The organism is Streptomyces sp. NPDC001220 (genome assembly GCF_053597895.1).
This window is the reverse complement of the sequence record NZ_JBSFJE010000022.1, coordinates 85,196-100,161: the sequence shown is the minus strand read 5'-3', so window position 1 is coordinate 100,161 and position 14,966 is coordinate 85,196. Positions and strand designations below refer to the sequence as shown.

Here is a 14,966-nt window from a genome sequence, read left to right as displayed (position 1 = left end):
GCACGGTCGTCCGTACGGCGGTGGGATCAGACCTTGGCCACGGCCGGGGCGCCCCCGGCGATCCTGTCGTCGAGTTCGCGGGTGACCTTGCGCTCCACGAAGAACGCCGCGGTCGGGATGGTGCCGGCGAGCAGCACCCACAGCTGCTTGCCGACCGGCCACTTCGCCTTGGAGCCCAGGTCGAAGGCGAAGACCAGGTAGACGACGTAGAGCCAGCCGTGCGCGATGGCGACAACCCGCGTGACGTCGGCCGCACCGTCGATGTCCAGCCCGTACTTGGCGATCATGCTCAGGCACAGCAGCACCAGCAGCACACCGGTGACATAGGCCAGGACGCGGTAGCGGGTCAGCACGCTCTTTTTCATGGGGACGAGCGTAACCACCCGTTCCGGGAGATCTTGTCCCGGGTCGGCCTCGCGGCAGGGTCGGGTCACGCCTCGTCGAAGTCGTGCGCCGAGACCCGCAGCGGACGCAGCATCGCGAAGATCTCCGCGCACTCCTCGGAGTCGTACGCCCCGAGCCCGAAGTCCATCGCCATGAGGTCCCGGGTGGCCGACTCGACCACCTCGCGGCCCTTCTCGGTGATCGTGGCGAGCGTGCCGCGCCCGTCGTTGGGGTTGGGCCGCTTGTCGACCAGACCGGACTTGACCAGCCGGTCGACGGTGTTCGTCACCGAGGTCGGGTGCACCATCAGGCGCTCGCCGATCTTCGACATCGGCAGCTCACCGGCCTTGGAGAAGGTGAGCAGCACCAGCGCCTCGTAACGCGCGAACGTCAGTCCGTACGGCTTGACCACCGCGTCGACCTCGGCCAGCAGGATCTGCTGGGCCCGCATGATCGACGTGATCGCGGCCATCGACGGGACGTTTCCCCAGCGCTGCTTCCAGAGGTCGTCGGCACGGGCGATGGGGTCGAAGGGAAGACTGAGAGGCTTCGGCACGCCACCGACCCTACCGGCCGGTCATATACCGGTCAGCCGTGTCTCGGCTTTCGGTCACCTCGGCCCGCGCCGCCGACGGCGCACTCCGGAAGGGAGCGCCGAGACGGCCGCACAGCGGCCACTACGACACCGGCCGCGACGTCCGCCGGGCCGCCGCCGCGAGGCCGCAGCAGCACATCACCCCCGGCGCCCGCCACGGGTCGCCGCGTCCGTGGCCTGATCCGCCGGACAGCCCCTAGCGGCGGCCGACCCGGCGCAGGTGGTGCCGGACCGCACGCTGGGCCACCGGGCCGAGGTCGTCCAGTGCGGCCACCAGTGCGCCGAGCTGCTCCAGGGCGTCCAGGGCCGCGTGGGCGCCGGACGCGTCGACGCCCTCGTAGAGTTCGATGCCCACGAAGGACGCGGCGACCGCGCGGGCGAGCCCGGCCGGGTCGGCGAACTCGCCGAACGGCGTGGCCGCGAGGACCCGGACCAGCACCGTCTCGATCTCCGCGATCCACAGGTCGAGGCCGGCCGCGGTGGCGGGGCGGAGTGCCTCCTGGGTCTGGGCGCCGGCCAGCAGCTGTCCGAGCAGGGCGACATGGCCGCCCGCGCGCTCCTCCTCGTGGATCTGCCGCCCGACGGCGAGGAGTTCGGAGAGCGAGCCGACCGCGGCGAGGCGGGGGCGGAAGCGGTCGACGGCCTGTGCGGCGCCGTACCGGCAGGCCGCCGCGAGCAGCTCGTCCACGGAGCCGAAGTGGTAGAAGACCAGCGCCTGGTTGACCCCGGCGGCCGCCGCCACCGTACGGGCCGAGGTCTTGGCGATCCCCTGCTCGGTGAGCGTCCGCAGCGCGCCCTCCAGCAGCTTGTTCTTCGTCTCCAGGGACTTGGCGGTCTCCGGGCTCACGCGCGCGGCTCCTCACGGACCGGCCGCAGCCCCGGCCGGACCCCGCACCGGCGGACATCGGTGTACGACGCCTCGAAGGAGCCCTGATAGCCGAAGAGCGGACCGAGGTACCGGTTCACCACCCGTACCTGGATACGGAAGCGGCCGGCCCGGTCGTCGTAGGACTCGCGCACCTCGGCGGTGGCGCCGGCGAGCTCCGGGACACGGACGTCCACCGGGCCCTCCCTGAACCGGTGTTCGCCGGAGCGGATGAGCAGGGAGCCGTCGGGCTCGGCGTGGAAGTGCAGCTCGCTGGCGAGGTGCTGGTGGGTGCCGAGGTAGTCGAGGATGCGGTCGCCCTTGGGGCTGAGCACCATCTGGGCGTCGAAGCGGCGGGCACGGCCGGCCAGGTCGAAGGTGCGCACGAAGGTCACCGTCTCACGACCGTAGGTGTCGACGTAGGGCACGTTCTCGATCACGAACGGAATGTTCCGGCCCGCCTTCGGGACCAGGATGTTCCGGGTGGCGCCCAGCGCCAGGAACGGCTTCACGAACGCCGGCCCGTGCCAGATCCGTTCCATCACACCCCGGCCGGTGCAGGCCTCACCGCTGGTCAGGCCGACCGAGAAGCGCCGTCGGAGCTGCGGATGCAAGCGGTCGAAGCCGTCGCCCAGCACGGTACGGAACATGGACGTCACGGCTGCCTCTCCAGGGTGCGCAGGACCCGGGGTGCGGTCACCCGGGTGGGCGGGGTGCGCCGGCAGCGGCGGGCGGCCGGGGTGGTGGCGAGCGGGGGCCCGAAGAGGGCCAGGGAGAGGGCCACCACGAGGAGCAGCGGGACCAGGAAGGCGACGGTGGGCGAGAGGGCGTCGAGGACCGGCCCCCGGCTCAGGCCCGCGGCGCAGCCGGCGGTCGTCAGCGCACGGGCCGCCAGCTCGGCCAGCCAGTTCCACCGCGCCCGCTCCGGGGTGATCCCGCGCTCCAGCCACAGCCGCAGCCGGTCGAAGGACCAGGCGGTCGCCCAGCCCATCAGGGGGCGCAGGACGAACCGGTCGGCGAGCGCGCCGAAGCCGCCCCAGCGGGGCCGGTAGTCGTAGCCGGTGAGGAAGCGGACGCCGTCGGCGACCGGGACGTAACGCCAGTAGCCGCTGCCCTCGGCGAGCAGCGAGAGCGGGTGCGGGGAGGCGAAGCGCAGGGCGGAGGTGCGGGTGCCGTCGGGGCGCTCCTTCTCCCCCGCCGAGATCCCGGTCCCGGCGATCGTGAGAAACGGCAGCACCCGGGTGGCGTAGCGGAAGCGCTGCGGCTCGCCCGGCACGCGCGCGAGGTGGTCGATCTCGGTGAACCTGAGGTCCCAGCGCTGGTGCCGGGCCGGGTCCTGGGTGTGTGCCCACAGTTCGTCGAGGTCGGCGCGGATGTGCGCCTCTATATAGAGCCCCATTGGTGTCGTACCCCCGTCACCTGGTCTTTTGAGTTTTTTGAGCGACCGCTCAACCCCTCCGAGATGACGGTACCGGTTTTTGAGCGATCGCTCAATCGCCGGGGACAAGAAAACCCCGGCCCTGAGGGACCGGGGTCGCTACGTCCGGCTGCGGCTGTGACCGCGGCTGCCGGCTACCGGGCGAGGTGCCGCTCGACCGTCTCCACCTTGCTGGTCAGGCCGTCGGTGACACCGGGGCGGATGTCCGCCTTCAGGACCAGGGAGACCCGCGGGGCGCGCGCCTCGACGGCGGCGACGGCGCGCCTGACGACGTCCATGACCTCGTCCCACTCGCCTTCGACGGAGGTGAACATGGCGTCGGTGCGGTTGGGCAGTCCGGACTCGCGGACCACCCGGACGGCGTCGGCGACGTACTCCCCGACGTCCTCGCCGACGCCCAGCGGCGTCACGGAGAAGGCGACGATCATGCGTTCACGACCCCTTCCTGGCGGGCGCGGGCGGCGATGAGCGCGTCCTCGGCGGCGCGCTTGAGCTTGCGCTCGGCGAAGAAGCCGCCGGTCGGCAGGACGGAGAGGACGAAGTAGAAGGCGGCGGTGCCCGGGGACCACTTGGTGCGGTTCCAGGCGTCGGCCCAGAAGATCACGTACAGGACGAACAGGACACCGTGGATCGCGCCCATCACGGGCACCGCGTTGAAGTCCGTGGTCCGCTTCAGCACCGAGCAGACGAGGAGGATCAGGAAGGAGACGGCCTCCGGGGCGGAGACCAGGCGCAGGCGGCGGATGGCGGTGGCGGTCTTGATGTCCACGAGTCACCTTCGGTGGGAGAGACGTCCACTCTTTGTGAACGCAAGCACAAACGTTCACCCATTGTGGCAAAGGAGTCTCACCGCCCCCGCGCGGGGGTGGGCGGCCCGCTCCCGGACGGGCCCCCTCGGGGCGCTGTCTCCGGGGTCCGCGGCCGGCCCCTAGGGGTCGGATCCGGGACGGCGTCCACCCCTGGGACCTGTTGGTGGCGTCGGCCTGCGGCTACCTTCGCAGCGTGGCGATGTTCCGACTCCAAGGCAGCAAGGTGCTCGCCGTCGAGATGACCGGGGACGCCGTGAAGGCGAAGAACGGCTCGATGGTCGCGTACGACGGGCAGATGGCGTTCAAGAAACTGAGCGGCGGCGGTGAGGGGCTACGGGGGATGGTGACCCGGCGGCTCACCGGCGAGCAGATGACGGTGATGGAGGTGAAGGGGCACGGGACGTGCTGGTTCGCGGACCGGGCGTCCGAGATCAACCTGGTCGGCCTCCAGGGCGACAAGCTGTACGTCGAGTCGAGCAACCTGCTCGCGACCGACGCCGGCCTGCGCACCGGCACGACCTTCACGGGCCTGCGCGGCGCCTCCCAGGGCAACGGCCTGTTCACGACCACGGTCGAGGGCCACGGCCAGGCGGCGATCATGTCGGACGGGCCGGCCGTGGTGCTCCGGGTCAGCGCGCAGTATCCGCTGACCGTGGACCCGGGCGCCTACATCGCCCACCAGGGCAACCTCCGCCAGTCCTTCCAGTCGGGTGTGACATTCCGCACGCTCCTCGGGGAGGGCGGCGGCGAGGCCTTCCAGATCCGGTTCGAGGGGGACGGCTTGGTGTACGTGCAGCCGAGCGAGCGGAACACGATCGCGGGGGACGTGTGAGATGGCCCTGCGCGAGGTGAACTCCAAGATGGTCGAGGCGACCGTCATGCCCGGGCAGCGGCTCTACAGCCAGCGCGGGGCGATGCTCGCCTACAAGGGCGAGGTGTCCTTCACACCCAACATCCAGGGCGGCCAGGGCGGCCTGATGTCCATGATCGGCCGCCGGGTCGCGGGCGAGGCCACCCCGCTGATGACCGTCGAGGGCAGCGGCACGGTCTTCTTCGGGCACGGCGGCCATCACGTCCAGGTCATCACCCTCACCGGCGACACCCTCTACGTCGAGGCCGACCGGCTGCTCGCCTTCGAGGGCACGCTCCAGCAGGGCACGATGTTCATGGGCGCCCAGGGCGGCGTGATGGGCATGGTGCGCGGCCAGGTCACCGGCCAAGGCCTGTTCACGACCACCCTCAAGGGCCGGGGCGCGGTCGCCGTGATGGCCCACGGCGGGGTCTTCGAGGTCCCGATCACCCCGCAGCGCCCGGTCCATGTCGACCCGCAGGCCTACGTCGCCCACCACGGCGACGTCCGCAACAAGCTGTCGACCGCGCTCGGCTGGCGGGACATGGTGGGCCGCGGCTCCGGCGAGGCGTTCCAGCTGGAGCTCAGCGGAAACGGCACGGTGTACGTCCAGGCGTCGGAGGAGAAGCTGTGAGCGCGTACGGTGCCGCCGGGCCGGTCGTCCACGACCCCATGACCCTCCCCGTCGACGACAACGTCAACAAGTACACCTTCTGCGTGGAGCTCAAGAGCGGCCAGTGGTTCCTGCAGAAGGGGAAGATGATCGCCTACTACGGCTCGATCGACTTCAACGGCGTCGGACACGGCCGTCTGGACCGTCTGGTGCGCACTTCCTTCCATTCGCCTCTGCACGCGAGCGACTGGGTGGTGGCGGAGGGCTCGGGCAAGATGCTCCTCGCCGACCGGGCCTTCGACGTCAATTCGTACGATCTGGACGAGGGCAACCTGACCATTCGCTCTGGCAACCTGCTCGCTTTTCAGCCAAGTCTCGCGCTCAAACAGTCGATCGTGCCGGGTTTTCTGACCCTTATCGGAACCGGAAAGTTTGTGGCCGCGTCCAACGGTCCGGTGGTGTTCATGGAACCCCCGATCCGGGTGGACCCGCAGGCGCTCGTGGGATGGGCCGACTGCCCCTCCCCGTGCCACCACTACGACCACGGTTACCTGACCGGGGTCATGGGCGGTCTACGTGCGATGACGGGCCTCGGCGGGGCCTCCGGGGAGGAGCACCAGTTCGAGTTCGTAGGGGCCGGCACGGTACTGCTCCAGTCGACCGAGACCCTGATGGCGGAGCAGGCGACGGGAGCGGTTCCACACGAGCCCGGAGTACCCGGCGGTGGAGGGCCTTTCACAGGTCATTCACAGCAGCAGGGCACACCGCGCCTTCCCGGACAGCTGGGGGACCTGCAACGTCGCTTCGGGCTGTGAGCGGTAGTCTGCGGAGTGTGACATCGAACGCGTGCGCGCAGTCACACCACCCTCACTAGTTCGCCTTTCAACATTTTAGGTAGACTTCATACATGGAGACCGAGACGGCCACGCGCTGGCTGACCGATGCGGAGCAGTGCGCCTGGCGCACCCACCTGGAGGTCAACAGGCTGTTGACGTACCAGCTCGAAAAGGATCTGCAGCCGTTCGGCCTGACAATGAACGACTACGAGATCCTGGTGAATCTGTCCGAGTCCGAGGACTACCGGCTGCGGATGAGCGACCTCGCGGCAGCGACGCTCCAGTCCAAGAGCCGGCTCTCCCACCAGATCACCCGTATGGAGAACGCGAACCTGGTACGCCGCGAGAACTGCGAGTCCGACCGCCGCGGGCTGTTCGCCGTCCTCACCGAGCACGGCATGGAGACGATGAAGAAGGTGGCGCCACATCATGTCGCCTCCGTGCGACGGCACTTCATCGACCTGCTGTCGCCGGAGGCACTCATAGAGCTCGACAAGGGCCTGAAGCCGATCGCCGAACACCTGCGGGGACAACGCGGGCGCCCGTGACGGCGAACGGCATCTGAGGAGGGGCGGCGGACGAGGGTTCAGGTCTCGTCCGCCGTTCCTCGTCAGGTGCGTGGCCGGGTGACCGCCGCCACCGCCGCCACCGCTGCGGCCGAGGTCAGGGCCGTGGCTCCGGCCAGGGCGAAGCAGAGTCCCAGCGGCAGGTGGCCGAGCACCGGCCCGGCGGCCACCGGGCCGGCCGAACTTCCGGCGTTCACCGCCGCGTTCACCCAGGCGCCGGCCCGGGTCCGTGCGGACTCGCCGGCCATCTCGTCGGCCAGCAGGTACGCCGTCGTCAGCGTCGGTGCCACGAACACGCCCGTGGCCGTCATGGCCAGGGCCAGGGACCAGACACCGGGGGCCGACCCGGCCAGGGCCAGCGCCGACCCCAGGGCCACCGTCAGCCATGCCAGCCGTTCGGCGGCCGGGCGGCGCCAGTCCACCGCCCCGTTCAGCAGGCCTCCCACCGCGCTGCCCACCGAGAGCGCGGCCAGGACCCAGGCGACGACCTCGGTGCCGTACGACCGCTGCTCGGCGAAGGCCATCACCAGCAGGTCGGCACCGCTCAGGACGAGCCCCAGACCAGCGGCCGCGACCACGGGGGCCGCCGGGAAACGCCCGGTCCTTCAGGGGCGCGGGGCCGGGACATAGGCCGCTCCGCCGCGTGGGCCCGATCAGCCGCCGTCGGCCCGCGACCGCACCGCAGCCCGCACCCCCGCGGCATCGGCCCGCCCGGCGTCAGCCCTCCGGCCAGCCCCGCGGTGTCGGCCCGGCCGGCGTCAGCCCTCCGGCCAGCCCCGCGGCATCGGCCTGGCCGGCGTCAGCCCTCCGGCCAGCCCCGCGGTGTCGGCCTGGCCGGCGTCAGCCCTCCGGCCAGCCCCGCGGCATCGACCCGGCGGCGTCAGCCCTCCGGCCAGCCCCGCGGCATCGACCCGGCGGCGTCAGCCCTCCGGCCAGCCCCGCGATGTCAGCCCGGCCGACGTCAGCCCTCCGGCCAGCCCCGCGATGTCGGCCCGGCCGGCGTCAGCCCTCCGGTCAGCCCCGCGGTGTCGGCCCGGTCGGTGTCAGCCCTCCGTCAGGCCTGCCACCAGTTCGTCGGCCGCGCGGTAGGGGTCCAGTTCGCCGGTGACGATGCGTTCCGCGAGTGCGCCGATGTGGCGGTCCCCGTGGAGGTCGCCGATGCGTGCGCGCAGCGCCGTCACGGCGATGGTCTCGACCTCGCGGGCGGCGCGGGCCAGTCGGCGTTCCGCCAGGACGCCCCGCTCCTCCATCCACGCGCGGTGCTTCTCCAGGGCCTCCACCAGCTCGTCGATGCCCTCGGCGCGAGCCGCGACCGTCTTGACGATCGGGGGGCGCCAGTCGCCGGGGCCCCGGGACTCGCCGAGCCCGAGCATGTGGTTCAGTTCGCGGGCGGTGGCGTCCGCGCCGTCCCGGTCGGCCTTGTTGACCACGTACACGTCGCCGATCTCCAGGATTCCGGCCTTGGCCGCCTGGATGCCGTCGCCCATCCCCGGGGCCAGCAGGACGACGGACGTGTCCGCCTGGGAGGCGATCTCCACCTCCGACTGGCCCACGCCGACCGTCTCGACGATGATCACGTCGCAGCCCGCGGCGTCCAGGACGCGGATGGCCTGCGGGGCGGCCCAGGCGAGGCCGCCGAGGTGGCCTCGCGTGGCCATCGAGCGGATGTAGACGCCGGGGTCCGAGGCGTGGTCGGACATGCGGACGCGGTCACCGAGCAGGGCGCCCCCGGAGAAGGGCGAGGACGGGTCGACGGCCAGCACGCCGACACGTTTGCCCTGTTTGCGGTAGGCGGTCACCAGGGCCGAGGTGGAGGTCGACTTGCCGACCCCCGGGGAGCCCGTCAGGCCGACGACATACGCGTTGCCCGTCAACGGCGCGAGCGCCGCCATGACCTCCCTGAGCTGCGGGGACGCCCCCTCCACCAGGGAGATGAGCCGGGCCACCGCACGCGGTCGGCCCTCCCTGGCCTGGGCCACCAGTGAGGAGACGTCCTGCATCACAGCTCCGTTCGCTTCCGTTCGCTTCCGTTCGCTTCCGCCGGCTCGGAGAAGCGTGCTCAGGCCTTCGGTACCCGCACGATCAGGGCGTCACCCTGGCCGCCGCCACCGCACAGCGCGGCCGCGCCGACCCCGCCGCCGCGCCGCTTGAGCTCCAGGGCGAGGTGCAGGACGAGACGGGCGCCGGACATGCCGATGGGGTGGCCCAGGGCGATGGCACCGCCGTTGACGTTCACCGTTTCGGTGGACACCCCGAGGTCCTTCATTGACTGCACGGCGACCGCGGCGAACGCCTCGTTGATCTCGATGAGGTCCAGGTCGCCGACCTCCAGGCCCTCCTTCTTGAGGGCGTGGTTGATGGCGTTGGACGGCTGGGACTGCAGGGAGTTGTCCGGTCCCGCCACGTTGCCGTGGGCGCCGATCTCGGCGAGCCACTCCAGGCCCAGCTCCTCGGCCTTGGCCTTGCTCATCACGACCACGGCCGCCGCGCCGTCGGAGATCTGCGAGGAGGATCCGGCCGTGATCGTGCCGTCACGGGTGAACGCGGGGCGCAGCCGGCCCAGCGACTCGGCCGTGGTGTCGCCGCGGATGCCCTCGTCCTTGCTGAAGACGACCGGCTCGCCCTTGCGCTGCGGGATCTCGACCGGGGTGATCTCGGCCTCGAAGACGCCGTTCTTCTGCGCGGCGGCGGCCCGCTGGTGGGACAGGGCGGCCACCGCGTCCTGCTCCTCGCGCCCGAGGCCGAGGCGGGTGTTGTGCTTCTCGGTCGACTCGCCCATGGGGATGTTCTCCCAGGCGTCGGTCAGGCCGTCGTACGCCATCGCGTCGAGCATCTCGATGGCGCCGTACTTGAAGCCCTCGCGGGACTTGGGGAGCAGGTGCGGGGCGTTGGTCATGGACTCCTGGCCGCCCGCGACCACGATGTCGAACTCGCCGGCGCGGATCAGCTGGTCGGCCAGGGCGATGGCGTCGAGGCCGGAGAGGCAGACCTTGTTGATGGTGAGCGCCGGGACGCTCATCGGGATGCCGGCCTTCACGGCGGCCTGGCGGGCCGGGATCTGGCCCGCGCCGGCCTGCAGCACCTGGCCCATGATCACGTACTGCACCTGGTCGCCGCCGATCCCCGCACGGTCGAGGGCGGCCTTGATCGCGAAGCCGCCCAGGTCGGCTCCGGAGAAGGACTTCAGCGAGCCCAGCAGTCGTCCCATGGGCGTCCGCGCGCCCGCGACGATCACTGAGGTGGTTCCGGTGGTTCCAGAAGTCATGAGCTGCGAATCCCCTTACCGGCTGCACTGCCGAGGAGTGAACGAGGGTTTACTTCGAATGTATTGCGTGGCACTCCGTGCCGTCATCGGGCCGTCAGTGTGATCGCTGGCACGTTGCGTAACCACCGCGGTGGCGCTGCACTGAATCCATGCTGACGCGAATCGACCACATCGGGATCGCCTGCCACGACCTCGACACGACCGTCGAGTTCTACCGGGCCACGTACGGCTTCGAGGTGTTCCACACCGAGGTCAACGAGGAGCAGGGCGTGCGGGAGGCCATGCTCAAGATCAACGAGACGTCCGACGGAGGCGCCTCCTACCTGCAGCTTCTGGAACCGACCCGGGAGGACTCGGCGGTCGGCAAGTGGCTCGCGAAGAACGGCGAGGGGGTGCACCACATCGCCTTCGGTACGGCGGATGTGGACGGTGACGCCGCGGACATCCGTTCCAAGGGCGTACGCGTTCTGTACGAGGAGCCACGGATCGGCTCCATGGGGTCGCGGATCACCTTCCTGCACCCGAAGGATTGCCACGGAGTACTGACAGAACTGGTCACTTCGGCGGCGGTTGAGTCACCTGAGCACTGACCCTCGTACATATGGGCCGGTAGGGTTGGGGGCGGTCGTCCCTTCGCACGTTCGCAGGGCCGGGGCGGCCGCATGCCGGGGTCCGGGTTTCGGGGGACGAGCGTCGGGGCAGCAGCCCGTGCTCCGCCGTTGATCTGACACCATTCCCCGGGGGCCCCGTTCGGCGGATGGACGGAGCTCGTTCGGAGAAGGTTGCGACCAGGGGACGGATGGGACCGCGCAGTGCGGGGCTACGAGAGCCAGGAGCGAGAGCCGGCGGCTGACGTCGACCACCTCTCTCGGTTCGAGGCCGAGATGAAACGGCTGAAGACCGAGCGGGAAAAGGCGATCCAGCATGCCGAGGACCTCGGCTACCAGGTCGAGGTGCTGCGCGCCAAGTTGCACGAGGCGCGGCGCACCATCATGTCCCGGCCCGCGTTCGAGGGCGGTGACATCGGCTATCACGCCGAGCAGCTGCTGCGGAACGCCCAGGTGCAGGCCGACCAGATCCGCCAGGAGGCGGAGCGGGTGGCCGCGGAGGCCCGGGCGCAGACCCAGCGCATCCTCCAGGAGCATGCCGAGCAGGCCGCCCGGCTCCAGGCCGAGCTGCACCAGGAGGCGGTGACCCGCCGCCAGCAGCTGGACCAGGAGCTGGCCGAGCGCCGGCAGACCGTCGAGTCGCACGTCAACGAGAACGTGGCGTGGGCCGAGCAGCTGCGGGCCCGGACCGAGTCCCAGGCCCGGCGGCTGCTCGACGAGTCGCGGGCCGAGGCCGAGCAGGCCATGACCGCGGCCCGCGCCGAGGCCGAGCGGCTGGCCACCGAGGCCCGGCAGCGGGTCACCAGCGACGCCGAGGCGGCTCGCGCGGAGGCCGAGCAGCTGCTGCTGCGCGCCCGCCGGGACGCCGAGCGGCTGCTGAACGCCGCGTCCACGCAGGCCCAGGAGGCCACCGACCACGCGGAGCAGCTGCGCAGCTCCACCGCGACGGAGTCGGACACGGCCCGCCGGCAGGCCGGTGAGCTGAGCCGGGCCGCCGAGCAGCGGATGGCCGAGGCCGAGGAGGCGCTGCGCAAGGCGCAGTCCGAGGCCGAGAAGCTGGTCACCGAGGCCGAGGCGAACGCCACGAAGGCCCTCTCCAGCGCCGAGGCCACCAACGAGCAGCGCACCCGCACGGCGAAAGAGCAGGTCGCCCGGCTGGTCAGCGAGGCCACCAAGGACGCCGAGGCCACCAAGGCGAGCGCCGAGCAGGTCGTCGCGGACGCCAAGGCCGAGGCCGAGAAGATCATCGCGGAGGCCTCCGAGAAGGCCCGCACCCTGACCGCCGAGGAGAGCGCCTCCCAGCTGTCCAAGGCCGCCAAGACCGCCGAGGACGTCCTGAACAGGGCGGCCGAGGAGGCCAAGAACACCACCAAGGCCGCCGCCGAGGAGGCCGAGCGGATCCGCACCGAGGCGGAGACCGAGGCGGACCGGCTGCGCGCCGAGGCGCACGACATCGCCGAGCAGCTCAAGGGCACGGCGAAGGACGACACCAAGGAGTACCGCGCCAAGACGGTCGAGCTGCAGGAGGAGGCCCGCCGGCTGCGCGGCGAGGCCGAGCAGCTGCGTTCCGAAGCGGTCGCCGAGGGCGAGTCGATCCGCGCCGAGGCCCGGCGCGAGGCGGTACAGCAGATCGAGGAGGGGGCCAAGTCCGCCGAGGAGCTGCTCGCCAAGGCCAAGGCCGACGCGGACGAGCTGCGGCAGACCGCCACCACGGACAGCGAGAAGGTCCGCACCGAGGCCATCGAGCGCGCGACCACGCTGCGCCGGCAGGCCGAGGAGACCCTGGAGCGCACCCGCCAGGAGGCCGACCGGCACCGCACCGAGATCCTGGAGCAGTCCGAGGCTCTCAAGGAGGACGCCGAGCGGGCCGCGCGCGAGCTGCGCGAGGAGACCGAGCGGGGCGTCGAGGCCCGGCGCGCGGAGGCCGCCGAGGAGCTGACCCGGCTGCACACCGAGGCCGAGGAGCGGTTCGCGAACGCCGAGCAGTCGCTCACCGAGGCCCGTGAGGAGGCGGGCCGGATCCGCCGGGAGGCCGGCGAGGAGACCGACCGGCTCCGCTCCGAGGCCGCCGAGCGCATTCGCACGCTGCAGCAGCAGGCCGAGACCGAGGCCCAGCGGCTGCGCGACGAGGCCGCCGCCGACGCGTCCGCCTCCCGTGCGGAGGGCGAGTCCATCGCCGTACGGCTGCGGTCCGAGGCCGCGGCCGAGGCGGAGCGGCTCAAGCAGGAGGCCCAGGACACCGCCGACCGGGTCCGCGCCGAGGCGCAGGCGGCGGCCGAGCGGCTGTCCACCGAGGCGTCCGAGACCCTGGCCGCGGCCCAGGAGGAGGCAACCCGGCGGCGCCGGGAGGCCGAGGAGCTGCTCGGTTCCGCCCGCCAGGAGGCCGACCAGGAGCGCGAGCGGGCCCGCGAGCAGAGCGAGGACCTGCTGGCCCAGGCGCGCAACCGGGTCGAGGAGGCGCAGGCCGAAGCCGTACGGCTGGTCGAGGAGGCGGACCGGCGGGCCACCGAGATGGTGTCGGCCGCCGAGCTCCACGCCCAGCAGGTACGGGACTCGGTCTCCGGGCTTCACGAGCAGGCGCAGGAGGAGATCGCCGGGCTGCGTTCGGCCGCCGAGCATGTCGCGGACCGCACGCGCCGGGAGGCCGAGGAGGAGTCGGACCGGGTCCGCGCGGACGCCTACGCCGAACGGGAGCGGGCCAGCGAGGACGCGACCCGGATCCGCCGGGAGGCCGCCGAGGCGTCCGAGGCGGCGAAGGCGCTGGCCGAGCGGACCGTGGCCGACGCCATGACGGAGTCGGAGCGGCTGCGTTCGGAGGCGGCGGCGCACGCCCAGCAGGTGCGCACCGAGGCCTCCGACACCACCGCGCAGGCCGAGCAGGACGCCACGCGCACCCGTGCCGAGGCCCGTGAGGACGCCAACCGCCTGCGCTCGGACGCGGCGACCCAGGCGGACACCCTCATCACCGAGGCACGCAACGAGGCCGAGCGGCTGCAGAACGAGACCATCACCGAGGCCGACCGCGTCCGCGCGGACGCCATCGCCAAGGCGGAGAAGCTGATCGCGGACGCCTCCGGGGACGCGGAGCGGCTGCGGGCCGAGGCCGCCGAGACGGTCGGGTCCGCGCAGCTGCACGCCGAGCGGACCCGCAGCGACGCCGAGCGGCTCAAGGCGGACGCGGAGGCGGAGGCCGAGCGCATGGTCAACGCCGCCCGCGAGGAGGCCGACCGCACCCTCGACGACGCCCGCAGGGAAGCCAACAAACGGCGTCAGGACGTGGCCGAGCAGGTCGACACCCTCATCAACGAGACGACCGCCGAGGCCGACAAGCTGCTCACCGAGGCGCAGCAGCAGGCCCACCAGACCACCGCGGACGCCGAGGCGCAGGCCGACAGCATGGTGGGCGCGTCCCGCAAGGAGGCCGACCGGCTGGTGTCCGAGGCCACGGTCGAGGGCAACTCGCTGGTGGAGAAGGCCCGCACGGACGCGGACGAGCTGCTCGTCGGCGCCCGCCGGGACGCCACCGCCATAAGGGAGCGGGCGGAGGAGCTGCGCGACCGCATCACCAGCGAGATCGAGGACCTGCACGAGCGCGCCCGCCGCGAGGCCGCCGAGACCATGAAGTCCACCGGCGACCGCTGTGACGCGCTCATCAAGGCCGCCGAGGAGCAGCTCGCCAAGGCCCAGGCCAAGGCCAAGGACCTGGTCTCGGAGGCCAACTCCGAGGCGGGCAAGGTCCGGATCGCCGCCGTCAAGAAGGCCGAGGGGCTGCTCAAGGAGGCCGAGCAGAAGAAGGCCACGCTGGTCCGGGAGGCCGAGGAGCTCAAGGCCGAGGCGATCCGCGAGGCCCGTGCCACGGTCGACGCCGGCAAGCGCGAACTGGAGATCCTGGAGCGCCGCCGCGAGAACATCAACGGCGAGATCTCCCGTGTCCAGGACGTCCTGGAGGCGTTGGAATCCTTCGAGACCCCGGCGTCCAACAAGGACGGCGGAGTCAAGGCGGGCAGCACGGTGGGCGCCCCTCGATCGGGTGGCAAGTCGTCAGAAGGTTAAAGAACAGTGCCGGTTCTGTAGTCTTCTGGGGCATTTGACCGAACCTTTGACAGAGGCTTTGGCAAGCGATCTCACAGCTAGCCA

At 71.7% G+C, this 14,966-nt stretch carries 16 protein-coding genes; 6 read left to right on the top strand and 10 right to left on the bottom strand.

Annotated elements, in window-relative coordinates; genetic code table 11:
• Window positions 1–26: 26 nt before the first annotated feature.
• The 7 genes from ACWDGI_RS38655 to ACWDGI_RS38625 form a co-directional block, all read right to left on the bottom strand.
• Complete coding sequence (locus ACWDGI_RS38655; RefSeq protein WP_450767346.1) at window positions 27–365, bottom strand: DUF3817 domain-containing protein; 339 nt, start codon at window positions 363–365, stop codon at window positions 27–29.
• A 65-nt stretch (window positions 366–430) separates the two neighbouring features.
• The gene (locus ACWDGI_RS38650; protein ID WP_450767344.1) at window positions 431–940 is read right to left on the bottom strand and encodes a MarR family winged helix-turn-helix transcriptional regulator; all 510 of its coding nucleotides are present in this window, start codon (window positions 938–940) and stop codon (window positions 431–433) included.
• Between the two features lie 235 nt (window positions 941–1,175).
• Window positions 1,176–1,826, bottom strand: a complete 651-nt coding sequence (locus tag ACWDGI_RS38645; protein WP_450767342.1) for a TetR/AcrR family transcriptional regulator — start codon at window positions 1,824–1,826, stop codon at window positions 1,176–1,178.
• Window positions 1,823–2,503, bottom strand: coding sequence for a DUF4166 domain-containing protein (locus tag ACWDGI_RS38640; RefSeq protein WP_450767340.1), 681 nt, complete (start codon window positions 2,501–2,503; stop codon window positions 1,823–1,825). Before ACWDGI_RS38640 ends, ACWDGI_RS38645 begins: the two co-directional genes overlap by 4 nt.
• Window positions 2,500–3,243 (bottom strand): hypothetical protein, encoded by a 744-nt coding sequence (locus ACWDGI_RS38635; protein ID WP_450767338.1) that lies wholly within the window; start codon window positions 3,241–3,243, stop codon window positions 2,500–2,502. The genes ACWDGI_RS38640 and ACWDGI_RS38635 overlap by 4 nt, the downstream gene beginning before the upstream one ends.
• A gap of 173 nt (window positions 3,244–3,416) precedes the next feature.
• Window positions 3,417–3,710, bottom strand: a complete 294-nt coding sequence (locus ACWDGI_RS38630) for an MTH1187 family thiamine-binding protein (protein WP_133025253.1) — start codon at window positions 3,708–3,710, stop codon at window positions 3,417–3,419.
• On the bottom strand, window positions 3,707–4,051 hold the full coding sequence (locus tag ACWDGI_RS38625; protein ID WP_450767336.1) for a DUF3817 domain-containing protein: 345 nt from the start codon (window positions 4,049–4,051) through the stop codon (window positions 3,707–3,709). The genes ACWDGI_RS38630 and ACWDGI_RS38625 overlap by 4 nt, the downstream gene beginning before the upstream one ends.
• A 239-nt stretch (window positions 4,052–4,290) precedes the next feature.
• Here ACWDGI_RS38625 and ACWDGI_RS38620 point away from each other — a divergent pair, with 239 nt between their 5' ends.
• The 4 genes from ACWDGI_RS38620 (at window position 4,291) to ACWDGI_RS38605 (ending at window position 6,938) form a co-directional block, all read left to right on the top strand.
• Complete coding sequence (locus tag ACWDGI_RS38620) at window positions 4,291–4,923, top strand: AIM24 family protein (RefSeq protein WP_360477636.1); 633 nt, start codon at window positions 4,291–4,293, stop codon at window positions 4,921–4,923.
• 1 nt (window position 4,924) lies between these two features.
• Window positions 4,925–5,575, top strand: coding sequence for an AIM24 family protein (locus tag ACWDGI_RS38615; protein ID WP_450767334.1), 651 nt, complete (start codon window positions 4,925–4,927; stop codon window positions 5,573–5,575).
• Window positions 5,572–6,369, top strand: a complete 798-nt coding sequence (locus ACWDGI_RS38610) for an AIM24 family protein (protein ID WP_450767332.1) — start codon at window positions 5,572–5,574, stop codon at window positions 6,367–6,369. The genes ACWDGI_RS38615 and ACWDGI_RS38610 overlap by 4 nt, the downstream gene beginning before the upstream one ends.
• A gap of 92 nt (window positions 6,370–6,461) precedes the next feature.
• Window positions 6,462–6,938 carry a MarR family winged helix-turn-helix transcriptional regulator gene (locus ACWDGI_RS38605; RefSeq protein WP_351710553.1) on the top strand — a complete coding sequence of 159 codons (477 nt, stop codon included), beginning with the start codon at window positions 6,462–6,464 and terminating at the stop codon, window positions 6,936–6,938.
• A 62-nt stretch (window positions 6,939–7,000) separates the two neighbouring features.
• Here ACWDGI_RS38605 and ACWDGI_RS38600 read toward each other — a convergent pair whose 3' ends face one another.
• The 3 genes from ACWDGI_RS38600 to ACWDGI_RS38590 all read right to left on the bottom strand — a co-directional run bounded on the left by ACWDGI_RS38600 (window position 7,001) and on the right by ACWDGI_RS38590 (window position 10,221).
• On the bottom strand, window positions 7,001–7,534 hold the full coding sequence (locus tag ACWDGI_RS38600; protein ID WP_450767330.1) for an MFS transporter: 534 nt from the start codon (window positions 7,532–7,534) through the stop codon (window positions 7,001–7,003).
• Between the two features lie 465 nt (window positions 7,535–7,999).
• A complete protein-coding gene (meaB, locus tag ACWDGI_RS38595; protein WP_450767328.1) occupies window positions 8,000–8,956 on the bottom strand; it encodes a methylmalonyl Co-A mutase-associated GTPase MeaB in 957 nt (318 codons plus the stop codon).
• 59 nt (window positions 8,957–9,015) lie between these two features.
• Window positions 9,016–10,221, bottom strand: coding sequence for an acetyl-CoA C-acetyltransferase (locus tag ACWDGI_RS38590; protein ID WP_450767326.1), 1,206 nt, complete (start codon window positions 10,219–10,221; stop codon window positions 9,016–9,018).
• 149 nt (window positions 10,222–10,370) lie between these two features.
• Between ACWDGI_RS38590 and mce the strand changes: the two genes are divergently transcribed.
• Window positions 10,371–10,811 (top strand): methylmalonyl-CoA epimerase, encoded by a 441-nt coding sequence (mce, locus tag ACWDGI_RS38585; protein WP_450767325.1) that lies wholly within the window; start codon window positions 10,371–10,373, stop codon window positions 10,809–10,811.
• Window positions 10,812–11,033: 222 nt separating this feature from the next.
• Complete coding sequence (gene scy, locus ACWDGI_RS38580; RefSeq protein WP_450767323.1) at window positions 11,034–14,882, top strand: polarized growth protein Scy; 3,849 nt, start codon at window positions 11,034–11,036, stop codon at window positions 14,880–14,882.
• Window positions 14,883–14,966: the final 84 nt, after the last annotated feature.